Source organism: Chitinophaga sp. NPDC101104, from assembly GCF_050277495.1.
Lineage (GTDB): Bacteria > Bacteroidota > Bacteroidia > Chitinophagales > Chitinophagaceae > Chitinophaga.
Genome location: NZ_JBNNSF010000001.1, coordinates 2,554,572 through 2,567,285 on the forward strand (window position 1 = coordinate 2,554,572; position 12,714 = coordinate 2,567,285).

At 56.8% G+C, this 12,714-nt stretch carries 9 protein-coding genes and 1 tRNA gene; 2 read left to right on the forward strand and 8 right to left on the reverse strand.

Annotation, left to right across the window (positions count from 1 at the left end; translation table 11 throughout):
• Nucleotides 1–68: 68 nt before the first annotated feature.
• The 8 genes from ACQKLP_RS10135 to miaB all read right to left on the reverse strand — a co-directional run bounded on the left by ACQKLP_RS10135 (nt 69) and on the right by miaB (nt 8,368).
• Entirely contained in the window at nt 69–671 is a 603-nt protein-coding gene (locus ACQKLP_RS10135) for a thioredoxin family protein (protein ID WP_427322534.1), read from the reverse strand.
• An 81-nt stretch (nt 672–752) separates the two neighbouring features.
• Nucleotides 753–1,721: a YihY/virulence factor BrkB family protein gene (locus tag ACQKLP_RS10140; RefSeq protein ID WP_427322536.1), complete on the reverse strand. Its 969-nt coding sequence runs from the start codon at nt 1,719–1,721 to the stop codon at nt 753–755.
• Between the two features lie 33 nt (nt 1,722–1,754).
• Nucleotides 1,755–2,804, reverse strand: coding sequence for an endolytic transglycosylase MltG (gene mltG / locus ACQKLP_RS10145; protein ID WP_427322538.1), 1,050 nt, complete (start codon nt 2,802–2,804; stop codon nt 1,755–1,757).
• Nucleotides 2,805–2,885: 81 nt separating this feature from the next.
• Nucleotides 2,886–3,260: a preprotein translocase subunit SecG gene (gene secG / locus ACQKLP_RS10150; RefSeq protein WP_427322540.1), complete on the reverse strand. Its 375-nt coding sequence runs from the start codon at nt 3,258–3,260 to the stop codon at nt 2,886–2,888.
• Nucleotides 3,261–3,282: 22 nt separating this feature from the next.
• Nucleotides 3,283–5,112, reverse strand: a complete 1,830-nt coding sequence (locus ACQKLP_RS10155; RefSeq protein ID WP_427322542.1) for a hypothetical protein — start codon at nt 5,110–5,112, stop codon at nt 3,283–3,285.
• Nucleotides 5,113–5,153: 41 nt separating this feature from the next.
• Nucleotides 5,154–5,672: an LptE family protein gene (locus tag ACQKLP_RS10160; protein WP_427322544.1), complete on the reverse strand. Its 519-nt coding sequence runs from the start codon at nt 5,670–5,672 to the stop codon at nt 5,154–5,156.
• 7 nt (nt 5,673–5,679) lie between these two features.
• Nucleotides 5,680–6,933, reverse strand: coding sequence for a sigma-54 interaction domain-containing protein (locus ACQKLP_RS10165; RefSeq protein ID WP_427322546.1), 1,254 nt, complete (start codon nt 6,931–6,933; stop codon nt 5,680–5,682).
• Nucleotides 6,934–6,949: 16 nt separating this feature from the next.
• A complete protein-coding gene (gene miaB / locus ACQKLP_RS10170) occupies nt 6,950–8,368 on the reverse strand; it encodes a tRNA (N6-isopentenyl adenosine(37)-C2)-methylthiotransferase MiaB (RefSeq protein ID WP_427322548.1) in 1,419 nt (472 codons plus the stop codon).
• 402 nt (nt 8,369–8,770) lie between these two features.
• Between miaB and ACQKLP_RS10175 the strand changes: the two genes are divergently transcribed.
• Together ACQKLP_RS10175 and ACQKLP_RS10180 are read left to right on the forward strand one after the other, a co-directional pair.
• A complete protein-coding gene (locus tag ACQKLP_RS10175) occupies nt 8,771–12,487 on the forward strand; it encodes a DUF7594 domain-containing protein (protein WP_427322550.1) in 3,717 nt (1,238 codons plus the stop codon).
• 119 nt (nt 12,488–12,606) lie between these two features.
• Nucleotides 12,607–12,679, forward strand: a tRNA-Gly gene (locus ACQKLP_RS10180).
• The last annotated feature ends 35 nt before the right edge of the window (nt 12,680–12,714 follow it).

Genomic DNA, 12,714 nt, shown 5'->3' on the forward strand with positions numbered 1-12,714 from the left:
ATGTAGCAAAAAATAACAAAGCCGCCCAGGATACCGGGCGGCTTTGTTTATATCGAAAACAATTGCATTTACATCTTCCGCTTGATCCCGCAACCTACGGAGGCGGTAGAAGGGTTGGGGATGGGCTTTCCTGCAACCATGGCCTGGATGGCGGTTTGCAGGTATTTCTCCTTTACGTCTGGCGCGCTGCCGGGATTATCGTCGATCGCGCCTTTGTAGACAAGCGTGCCGCTCTTGTCGAACAAATAACATTCGGGCGTACGGTCTGCATTGAACGCATCCGCCACCTGGTTGTCTTTATCCACGACATAAGGCCATTGATACGATTGATGGCGCGCATACGCCTGCATGGCTTCGAAAGAATCGCCGCCGGTACGGGCCGCTTCGTTGGAATTGACGAGGATCACGCCGATATTGTTCTTCTGCGCGAACTGGCAGATGGCACGGGTACGGTCCTGGTTGCGGACAACATACGGACAAGTATTGCAGGAAAACATAACCAGCAATCCGTTGGCTTTTTTCGCATCGTTCAGCGACAATTCCCTGCCGGAAACATCCTTCATCTTCACATCGGCTTTTGGCAACTTCGCCCCGATGTCAAGGAAAGCGGGCGAACGGAACGAAACCGCTGCAGCCGCGATCAACAGGAGGAAAAAGAACTGCTTTTTCATAGGCCTCCATAATTTGGTTGATATGAAATTAAGGTATTTCGGGTGCAAACAAAAGCCATCCATCCTATTTTCCGGATGGTACTATGAAAGTCCCTGTAACTCAGGCGATTCTTCCTTCTCCCTTTCCGCCGCAATCTCACGCAACGTACTGATACTCGTGTTGAGCTCGAAGCCGATCAGCAGGATAAATGAGTTGAAATACACGACCAGCATGAGCACGAGGATGGTCCCGATCGAACCGTAAATCTGGTTGTACCGCGCGAAGTTGTTCACCCAGAAAGAAAACCCGAGCGTCACCACGATCATCGCGATGGTAGCGAAAGTGGACCCCGCGGAAATGAATTTCCACTTCTTCCGCACCGCCGGCCCGAACCGGTAAATGAACGAAATGATGGAAAAGAATAGCAGCACGATGAGCGTCCACCGCACTACCTGCAGCAAAAACTGCGAATATTCGTTATCGATGCCGATGTATTCGAGCACGCTCTTCAACAGCGTGCCCTGCATGATGATGAGCACCACCGTGGCCAGGAGGAGGAAAACGAGGAAGATGGTCAGCTTCAGTGCCGTGAGCCGCGTTTGCCACCAGGTGCGCTGCCGGAACCCGGGCAGCAATTTATCGAACGACCGCAGCATGCCCATCACCCCGTTCGACGAATAGTAAAAGCTGAGCACGAATGCGACGGAAAGCAGGGTATTGCGCTGGGTGTACAGGAAATCGTGGATCATGTCGCGCACGATGATGTAGCTGTTGTAATTCGGCGTGATCGTTTGCGCAAGGTCGTACAGCGTCGGTTCCACGTTTTGCAGCGGAATGAACGGCACGAGCGTGAAAAGGAAGATGAAAAACGGGGGGATGGCCAGCAGGAAGTTGAATGAAATGGCCGCCGCTCTTTCCACGAGGCTTTCCTTCGCCGTTTCCTTGAGGAAAAATACGATGACGTCGTAGAGGGGCGCGCCGTCGAACCCCGGTAATACCAGTGTTTTGCTTTTATGCGTCAGCCACCGTACGGGCCGGGATTCGAGGATGAGTTTTTCTACGTCGATCATCTATTGGGAGTTGGACCGCCGTAAAAATACGAATTATTTGATGCCCCTCGCGTTGAGGCCTTTCTGGTAGGCGCGGGCATTGTCGAGATGCTCCTTGAACGTCACCGCGAAAGAATGATATCCGCTGCCATCGGGCCTCGCGGCGAAATAGAGGTAATCCGTTTCGGCGGGCGTCAGCACAGCGTCGATGGATTTGGCGGAAGGCGTACAGATCGGGCCGGGAGGGAGGCCGTAATAACGGTAGGTATTATACGGAGAATCGAATTCGGTATGCACATTGTAAATCCGGCGCAGCGCGAAGTTTCTTAACGCAAACTTCACGGTGGGGTCGGCACCGAGCTTCATGCCGGTCCGCAGGCGATTGAGGTATACGCTGGCGATCACGGGCTTCTCGTCGTGCCGGTTGGTTTCCTCTTCCACGATAGAAGCGAGCACGGTTACCTGAACGGGGGTGAGATTAAGCGCGGCGGCTTTGCTCCGGCGCTTTTCATTCCAGAAATCAGCGTAGCCTTCTTCGATCTTTTCGAAAACTTTGGCGGCGGAGGTGTTCCAGTAAAACTCGTATGTATTGGGAACGATGGCGCACATCACGGTAGTGGAATCGAGCCCGAACTGGCGGAGGTACACGGCGTCTTCCATAATGGCGCGCATGGTGGTGGAATCCGCTTCGAGGTTATTGGAAACGAGCCGGATGAAATCGTCTTTCAGCCGGAGTTTATTGATGACGAGGCGTACGGGCGATTGGCGGCCGCTGCGGAGGATGCGGACGATCTCGAGGTTGCCCATTCCTTTTTTGATTTCGTAACGTCCTGCTTTCACGCGTGAGGGGTATCCGAGCTGGCGGGCTACGAGGTTGAAGGTGGCGCGGGAGGAAATGATCTCCTGTTCCTGCAAGCCTTTCAACACATCTTCGTACCGGCTGCCGGTGGGGATGTAGAAGTACTTTTTATCGCCGAAGGAGCGGGTGTTGGGCCCCATGAGCAGGTAAGCCGCTACCACGAGGGCGCCTGCGATAAGGCAGGAGCCGATGATGGCGATCCGGCGCACCCATGGAGAGGTGTTCTTTTTGGTTTTGTTTCGCATATTGGATAGAAGGCGGTACAGTCAACAAAAAACCCCGCTTTTAACGGCGAGGTCTTTGTAAATATTATTCGAAAGGAATATTTAGTGTTTGGCGGAGTCGTTGGCGGGCTGAACCGGAGGAGCGGCCTGCTGTTGTGCGCCGGGGAGCGGAGTGGCGTTGGTAGCCGGAGCTGCGCTGTGTGCGCGTTCGCTGGCGCTCTGGGGCATGTTGCTGCCGCTGCCGGAGCCTGCGGAACCGATGAACATGGTAGAAGTAAGGCACAGTACGGCAATAACGGCCGCCAGTACCCAGGTGCCTTTTTCCAGCACGTCGGTCGTTTGGCGAACGCCCATCACCTGGTTGCCAAAACCGCCGAGGTTACCGGCGAGACCGCCGCCTTTGGGGTTTTGTACCAATACGAAAAAGCCAAGGAGAATACAGGCAATCACAATCAATATTCCAAAGAAAATCAACATATTAGCTACTAGTTATGAGTTGTCAATTGTTTTGTAAGTCTTTAATCTTCTGCGCAAAGTACGCTTTTTTGCCCGGATTAAGCAAACTTAATTTTTGATAAACGGCAATGGCTTTTTCAGGCTGATTTTGCCGTACCCAGATCTCCGCCAGCGTTTCGGAAACGATGTCGTCGTTCAGGGTGATAGACTGTATGGCCATGGCTTCCACTCGTTCGGTTACTTCCGGGTCATCGTCTTCGTAAAGTTTGTGCAATTGCTGATGGTACCAGTCTTTAGTGGCTTTACCGGCGAAGTTGTCCTTGATCTGGCGGAGCCAGTCGGTAAAGCTTCTCATTTCAGCGGCGGCTTTTGCGGTCATGCTTTCTGCGTTAGTCGGCTCTTTCAGTTTTTTATATGCGAAATAGTCTTCCGTGAACAGGGGCTGGAAGGTAAGCTCGGTTTCCTGGGCCGGCGCATCCATGGGGTGGATGCGGATGGGCGCTTCGTCTTCGGCCGGCTCTGATTCCGGCGCTGGCGGAATGGCGATGCCGTGACCTTCGGGAGCCTGGCCCGTGGGGATTTCCACTTCCTCCTCCTCGATCTCCGGTTCGTAAGTAGCGGGCTCGTGGGGATGGGCGGTTTCCGGCGCGGGCGGAATGGCGATGCCGTGGCCTTCGGGGGCGTGGCCCGTGGGGATTTCCACTTCCTCCTCCTCGATCTCCGGTTCGTAAGTAGCGGGCTCTTGGGGATGGGCGGTTTCCGGCGCAGGCGGAATGGCGATGCCGGGGCCTTCGGGGGCATGTCCCGTCGGGACTTCTATTTCCTCTTCTTCTATTTCCGGTTCGTACCCGGCGGAGGCTTTCGTCCGGAGGGAGTCATAATCCACAGCCACCACATCGTCGGGCACTTCGAGGTTACGGGCGGCGTCGAACGCGACCTTCTCTTCTTCCGCTTCATAATCCACAGCTACCACATCGTCGGGCACTTCAAGGTTACGGGCGGCGTCGAACGCGACTTTCTCTTCCTCCGCTTCATAATCCACAGCCACCACATCGTCGGGCACTTCGAGGTTACGGGCGGCGTCGAACGCGACTTTCTCTTCTTCCGCTTCATAATCCACAGCTACCACATCGTCGGGCACTTCGAGGTTACGGGCGGCGTCGAACGCGATTTTCTCTTCCTCCGCTTCATAATCCACAGCTACCACTTCGTCTACTTCCATAGGCGGGGCAGCGATGTGGGATGTATCGGCAACGAGGGCGGCAGCAGCGGCGCGGTCTTCGGCTTCCAGTTCGTCCAGAATAGCCTGGTCTTCGGCACTGATCCCGTCTTCCTCGGTCTGCAACACGATTTTCTCTTCCGGCAGCAGTGCCGAATCTTCCACGACAGGGTCGCTTTCCCAGGCCGGCCGGGAATCAGCGGCAGGGGAGGGCGCTTCCAGTTCGTCGAGCAGCGCGGATGCTTCCTCGTCCACTTCCGCTTCCAGCGACGGGCTGTGAAGGGCAGGCTGCTGGTCGGCCGCGGCTTCCACGTTATCGATAATGGCCTGGTCCTGGCCGTTTACCGCGTCTTGCACGGCAATTTCGCCGGACTGCCAGGCGTCTGCCGGTTCGGCCGCGGGGGCTGCGGCTTCGGTAGGCGCATTTTCGGATGCCAGCTGGTACAGGTATTGCGGCGTGCTGGTATACAACTGTGCCGCCTTAAAAACCGGGTCCTGAAAATCCGGTGTGTAAGCGAATTGTTTTTGCGCCAGCAGGACCCGGGCGGCCGCGAAATACGGGTACTGCTCCACCAAACGCTCCAGCGCCTGCTGGTCTACGTTCCGCAGCTCATCTTCATGAAAAATATGATCTATGATCCTGTTTGGCGTCATGTGCGCTAAAATATGAAAATAATGTCTAAATCAAAGAAAGGCTACCAGTTCGCGAATGCCCGGTTGAAGATATCGTCTACCAGGTTGGGGACGATCTCGGCGATCAGCGCGGATTCCGCCTCGGCGATCGTGCGCTGGGCGTTGAAGTCGGCCGAACGGGAGAACGACTGGTTGGTAAATCCGCCTTTTTTGTCGCCCACCCGGGTAATGAAGGTCACATTCACGGTGATCGTCAAACGGGCGGAAGCCGGTTTATCGATATTGGTCACCGCCGAGTTGGACACGGAATAGCCCGTGATGGTGCCGCGGAACTCGTAATCGGCCGTCTGGTCGTTGGTTTGGGCAAGGCGTGTCTGCGCGAGGATCTTCTGGCGCAGCTTTTCGGTGATGTTCTGGCTCAGCTGCGGGTTATTCTGCGGTGCACGGTTCTCGAAAAAGCGCACCAGTACGGTTTTTGCCGCTGGGTCGATGCGGGCGCCGCTGGCGGAATACTTGATGGTACAGCCACCGATGCCTGCCCAAAGGGCCAGGCCCGCCAGCAGGGCGATGTATCTGGACATAGGTCGTTTATTCATGAATGTTATACTCCTTCAGTTTACGGTACAGGGTGCGTTCCGAAATACCGAGATCGAGCGCGGCATCTTTCCTTTTCCCTTTATGCTTGCGCAGCGCCTTTTCGATCAGTTCTTTTTCCTTGTCGGCGATGGAAAGCGTTTCTTCCACCTCTTCATGATGATCGATGGCATTGTCTTTCAGGATGATCGGCTGCGCGGTGGCCGGTGCGGCGATGATGTTGGGGGTTGTCATCACCGGTGCTTCGGCCGGCTGATATGATCCCGCCAGTACGCCGGAATCCGCGTAGGCGGCGTGTTGCGCCATATTCGGGTTTTGCAGCACCTCGAAGAACATCTTTTTCAGTTCCGTCACATCCTTTTTCATGTCGAAGAAAAGTTTGTAAAGGATATCGCGCTCGGAAGCAAAGTCGCCGTTGCCCTGGTGGCCGCCCGGCGCCAGCATGGGCAGGCGGTTGACGGTGGGCTGCTCCGGCAGGAAGTGTTGCAGGTCGTTTGCCGTCACCAGCTTCTCGGGTGCCAGTACGGAAATCTGCTCGGCGATGTTTTTCAGCTCGCGCACGTTCCCCGGCCAGGGGTAGTTCACGAGCACGTCCCGCGCTTCTTCGTTCAGCTGGATGGAAGTCGTTTTGTACTTCTCCGCGAAATCCACGCAGAACTTGCGGAAGAGCATGGGAATATCTTCTTTCCTGTCGCGCAGCGAAGGCACGCGGATGGGAACGGTGTTGAGGCGATAATAAAGGTCTTCGCGGAATTTGCCCTGCTGTGTACGCTCGAGCAGGTCGCGGTTGGTGGCGGCGATCACGCGCACGTCGGTTTTCTGCACCTTGGAGGAGCCCACGCGGATGTATTCGCCGGTTTCCAGGACACGCAGCAGGCGCGCCTGGGTGCCGAGCGGCATTTCCCCGATCTCGTCGAGGAAGATGGTGCCGCCGTTCACCGTCTCGAAATAACCTTTGCGATTATCTACCGCGCCGGTAAAAGATCCTTTTTCATGGCCGAACAGCTCCGAATCGATCGTGCCTTCCGGGATGGCGCCGCAGTTCACGGCGATGAAAGGATTGTGCTTGCGGGCGCTCAATGCATGGATGATCTGGGAAAATACTTCCTTGCCCACCCCGCTTTCGCCGGAAATCAACACCGTCAGGTCCGTATTGGCGACCTGCGCGGCTACCTGCAGCGCGTAGTTGAGTGACTGCGAATTGCCGATGATGCCGAAGCGGTTTTTTATGCTTTGAATATTGTCCATTCTATAATATGTTTTTTCAGCAGCGGCCTACAACGGTGCCGATGAGGGTGCCTGCCGTACAGTCATCAATTTTGACCATCACGTATTCGCCTTTACGGAGGTCGGATTTGTCGAACACGGCTACTTTGTTATGGTCGGTGCGACCGAACAATTGCGCGTCCGATTTTTTGGAAGTGCCTTCCACGAGCACTTTGAAGGTTTTGCCTACGTCTTTGCGCATGCTCTCCAGCGAATGGCCGCGGTGAAGGGCAACGATTTCGGCGAGGCGGCGCTTTTTCACGTCTTCCGGCACATCGTCCTGGTACCGGCGGGCGGCGAGGGTGCCGGGGCGTTCGGAATAGGCGAACATGTAGGCGAGATCGTATCTGGCGTATTCCATGACGGAAAGCGTGTCCTGGTGATCTTCTTCCGTTTCCGTGCAGAAGCCGGTGATGACGTCTGTGGAAATGGCGCAATCGGGGAGGACTTCGCGGATGCGGTCGATCTTCTTGAGGTACCATTCCCGGGTGTAGGTGCGGTTCATCAATTGGAGAATGCGGGTGGAGCCGCTTTGCACGGGAAGGTGGATATAATTGCAGATGTTTTCGTGCCGGGCCATGGTGTGCAGCACTTCATCTGTAATGTCTTTCGGATGGGAGGTGCTGAAGCGCACACGCAGGAGGGGACTGATCCCGGCCACTTTTTCCATGAGGCGGGCGAAGGTGACGGTTTCGTTGCTGGCTTCGTCTACGAAGTAATAAGAGTCCACGTTCTGGCCGAGGAGCGTCACTTCGCGGTAGCCGCGTTCGAAAAGGTCGGTGGCTTCTGCCATGATGGAATGCGGGTCGCGGCTGCGTTCGCGGCCACGGGTAAAAGGCACAACACAGAAAGTGCACATATTGTTGCAGCCGCGCATGATAGACACGAAGGCGGTGACGCCGTTGCTGTCCAGGCGCACGGGGCTGATGTCGCCATAAGTTTCTTCACGGCTGAGGAGCACGTTGATGGCTTTCTGGCCGGTGCCGGCTTCCTCGATGAGGCTGGGGAGGGTGCGGTATGCGTCGGGGCCTACGACGAGGTCTACCAGTTTTTCCTCTTCGAGGAATTTGGATTTGAGGCGTTCGGCCATGCAACCGAGGACGCCTACGAGGAAGTGGGGTTTCTGTTGCTTGGTTTTCCTGAACTCGGTGAGGCGCTGGCGAACGGTCTGTTCCGCTTTTTCGCGGATGGAGCAGGTGTTGAGGAGGACGAGGTCCGCCTCTTCGACGTTGCGGGTGGCGCCGAAGCCTTGTGTATTGAGGATGGAGGCGACGATTTCACTATCGTTGAAATTCATCTGGCAACCATAGCTTTCGATATAGAATTTTTTTGCATAGGTCTGGCTATCACCCGAATTCGGGGCGATAGCTTCGCCCTGGCGGCTCTCGTCATGTACTTTCTGAACTGTTTCCAGCATGCCTGTCAAAATTTTGAACAGCAAAAATAGTAAAAAAATGACAGAATGACAGGGCGAATCACGGAAAAAGAGGGACTAATCACGGGGCGGGAACGCACCCGGGCGGGTGGCGGGATCCGGAGGACGGGAATATACGTCCCGCAAAATGATACCGGAAAAGGTTAAAAAACTATCTGGTTGTATGCAAACGATTGCATAATTTAGGAAAGAGTTGAACCTGAGCCAGGGGCCGTGCCGTTGCCGGTCTGTTTAAGTTTTTGCGAACCTGACTATATGCTGTATTGAAACAACCGAAAACCCGGAAGTATTGTCCCCGTTATGGATTGTTAGCCGTAAATCCCCTGCAGTCGAGCATCGTACCCGCTATCCGCTTTTTGTTAACAATTATAAACCCGATCCCTTATGACGAAAATTGTCCTCGACAAATGCCGGCGGCCAGTCACTGCCCTGCTCGCGCTATTCCTTTCCTTTTTAATGCAATCGTATGCACAAACCTTGCCCGCCAACTTTTCGCGGGTGAGCGTAACGGGCGGTTTGACCGGTCCCACATCCTTCGCCTTCCTGCCCGACGGGCGCATCCTCATTTGCCAGCAAAACGGGCAGCTGCGGGTGTTCAAGAACGGCAGCCTCCTGCCTACCCCCGCCGTTTCCCTATCGGTGAATACCAGCGGGGAAAGGGGATTGATCGGCATCGCGGTGGACCCCGCCTTTTCGACCAATAGCTATATTTACCTGTATTACACTTCCTCTTCCGGCCCCCATAACCGCGTGAGCCGCTTCACCATGAACGGCGACCTGGCGCAGTCGGAGCTCGCTTTGCTCGATATGCCCATCCTCAGCGCCATCTATCACAACGGCGGCGGCCTGGCATTCGACAATACCGGCAAGCTCCTCATCGCCACGGGCGATAACAAGGTAGGCGCCAACTCTTCGAACCTGGACAGCTACCTCGGCAAAGTGCTCCGCATCAACACCGACGGCTCCGTGCCATCCGGCAACCCCTTCACCGGCGGCGCCCAGCGCAGCAGGGTATGGGCCTACGGCCTCAGGAACCCCTTCACCATCGCCACAGACCCCGTCAGCGGTAAAATCTACGTGAACGACGTGGGAGAAGCCACCTGGGAAGAAATCAACGACGCCACCACCGGCGGCCGCAATTTCGGATGGCCCACCAAGGAAGGGACCTGCACCTCCGGCTGCACCGGTTTCACCAACCCCATCTACGTGTACGCCACCAACCGCACCACCAATCCGCCCAACGGACAAGGGTGCGCCATCAACGGCGGCACGTTCCTCGCGGCCACCAACACTAACTGGCCGGCTACCTATCATGGCAAATACTTCTTCCTCGATTACTGCGGCTCCTGGATCGATTACATCAACCCCGCATCCCCCGGTACCCGGAACGGCTTCGCTTCCGCGCTCAGCGACGAGCTCACCACCATGAAGCAGGGCACGGACGGCGATCTGTATTTCCTCCGGAGGGCCAACAACACGCTTTACAAGATCATTTACACCGGCAGCGCGGCACCCGTTATCACCGCGCAACCACAAAGCATTTCCGTGCCCCAGGGCGGCAACGCCACCTTCACGGTGTCGGCGAACGGCACACCGGCGCCCACGTTCCAATGGAGAAAAGGCGCTGCCAATATTGCCGGGGCCACGGCTGCGGCGTACACCATCAATAACGTTCAACCCGCCAACGCCGGTTCGTATAACGTGGTGGTGACCAACAGCGCGGGATCCGTGACCAGCGCCAGTGCCACCCTCACCGTAACCGCGCCCAACACCGCGCCTGTGGCTTCGATCACCGGTCCGGCGAACGGCTCCGTGTTCAGGGGAGGGGACGTGATCAGTTACAGCGGCACCGGTTCCGATGCGGAAGACGGCACCTTGCCGGCTTCGGCGTTCGTTTGGTGGGTGGATTTCCATCACGCCAATCACCATCACCCCGGTCCCGCGTTGACGCCCGGCGCTGTATCGGGCAGTTTCCCCATTTCCACGCAAGGCCATACCGAAACCGATATCTGGTACCGGCTTTATCTGGAAGTAACGGACTCGCAGGGTGGTAAAGACACGACGTTCGTCGAAATTTTCCCGGTGACGTCGGATGTAAGCCTGCAGTCGGTACCGGCGGGGCTCACCATCACGCTGAACGACATTCCCTATACCACGCCCCACGTCCAGAATTCCCTTTCGGGCATGGTGCGGCCCATGGCGGCCGTGAGCCCGCAGGTGCTGAACGGTACCACGTATATTTTCGATTATTGGGCCCATGGCGGACCGCGCGTGCAGAACATCACGGTCGGCGATAATCCCATTACCTACACGGCAGTGTTCAAAACCGCGCCCGCGCCCGTGAACCTCCTGCCGGTGCACGACGCCTACGTGCGCGACGGAGCGAATGCCGCCATTACCCACGGCACCACCGATTCCACACTGCTCATCACCAAAGTTTCGCCCGCAGGGCAATTGAACAACGCCCGCGAAAGCTATCTGCAATTCGATCTCGGCAGTATTACCGGTCCGCTGGCATCGGTGGTTTTGAAGGTGTATGGAAAACTCGATCTGACGACGGTGCCTTCGGTAGGCGTAGGCGCTTATTCGGTGGCGAACACCACGTGGACGGAAAACACGCTTACCTGGAACAACAAGCCCGCTACCAGTGCAAATCCCCTGGCTTCGGTGACCGTCACCAATGCGGCGTTCGCCTATTACGAATTCGACGTTACGGCATATGTGCAGGCCGAGAAAGCCGCCGGCCGCAACAAGGTATCGTTTGCCCTGAAGAGCCAGGCGGCACACGATCCGCGGATATTCTGGAACGCCAGCGAGTTCGGGTCCAACCCGCCGCTATTGTCGGTAATCGCGGGAGACGGCGGTACCGAACCGCCCTGTGAACCGGTAACGGCGAGCGGCGACGACGGCAACGTGGCGGCCAATGTGCTCGACAACGATCTGGCCACGCGCTGGTCGTTCCAGGGCGACGGCCAGTGGATCGCATTCTGCCTGGGCGATACGCTCAACGTGACGGCGGTGCAGATCGCTTTCTACAACGGCAACGTGCGGTCTTCCAACTTCGACATCCAGGCGAGCAACAACGGAAGCAGCTGGAGCACGGTGGCGGCGGGCCTCAGCAGCAGCGGCACTTCGCTGGCGCTGGAAACGTTCAATATTCCCGCAACGCAGGCCAAGTATATGCGCATCGTCGGGCACGGCAACAGCGTGAACTTATGGAACAGTTACACCGAAGTGAAATTCACGACCGGTGGTGGGGGAGGAACGGTGGAAACGGCGCTGACGGCCATTCACGACGCTTATGTGCGCAATGGCACCAACGCGACGGTGACGCATGGCACCACTGATCCCAACGCGCTTGTAGTGAAGCTCAACAGTTCCCCCACGGCGGGCAATGACCGTATTACCTATCTCACCTTCAATACCGCCGGGATCACCGGAACGGTGAGCGATGCGAAGATCAGGCTGTTCGGCGGGCTGACGGACAATCGCAGTGCCAACATCCCCGTAACCGCCAGCAGCGTGGCTACTACTTCGTGGACGGAAAATACCCTCACCTGGAACAATAAGCCGGCCGCAGGCGCGTCCGCACTGGCGACGGTAACGGTGACCGATTCCGTGCCCAGGTCCTACGATTGGGACGTGACCAGTTATGTAAACGCCGAAAGGGCGGCCGGCAGGAACACGGTATCGTTCGCCATCCAGGCCACAGCGGTTTCCACGCCGATCCTGACGTTCCGGTCAGACGAGGCGGGCGGCAACGTTCCACAGCTCATCCTGACGCATACGCAAAGCCTCGCGCCGCCGGCGGTCGCCATGGCGAAACTGCCCGAACTGGCGAAGGAAGGCGAGTTGTTAGCGAGCTTCCCGAACCCCTTCGGCAACGAGTTGACGGTGACCTACACGCTCCAACACGAGGGCAGGGTGCAGCTCACGCTGTTCGACGTGCAGGGCCGGCAGGTGGCGCTCCTGGCGGATGCCGTGCAGCCTGCGGGCCGGCACAGGGCTACGTTCGGTGTGGCGAAACATCCATCCGGCATGTACATCCTGCAGTTGCGGCATGGCAATAAAGCGATCCATCAGAAACTTATGAAGAAATAGCAAACATAGCGGCGGCGCGGGTTTGTGCCGCCGCTAAAATTTTCGCGCCGGGATATTTGTTTTTGTGTCGCAAACAATAGTATATTTGTCCTCTTCCCTGCAAAAAACGGGGAAGATCAGCGGGAATAGCTCATTTGGTAGAGCATCAGCTTCCCAAGCTGAGGGTGGCCGGTTCGAGCCCGGTTTCCCGCTCAGGAATAAAGCAAACGTCGGATGGCGTTTGCTTT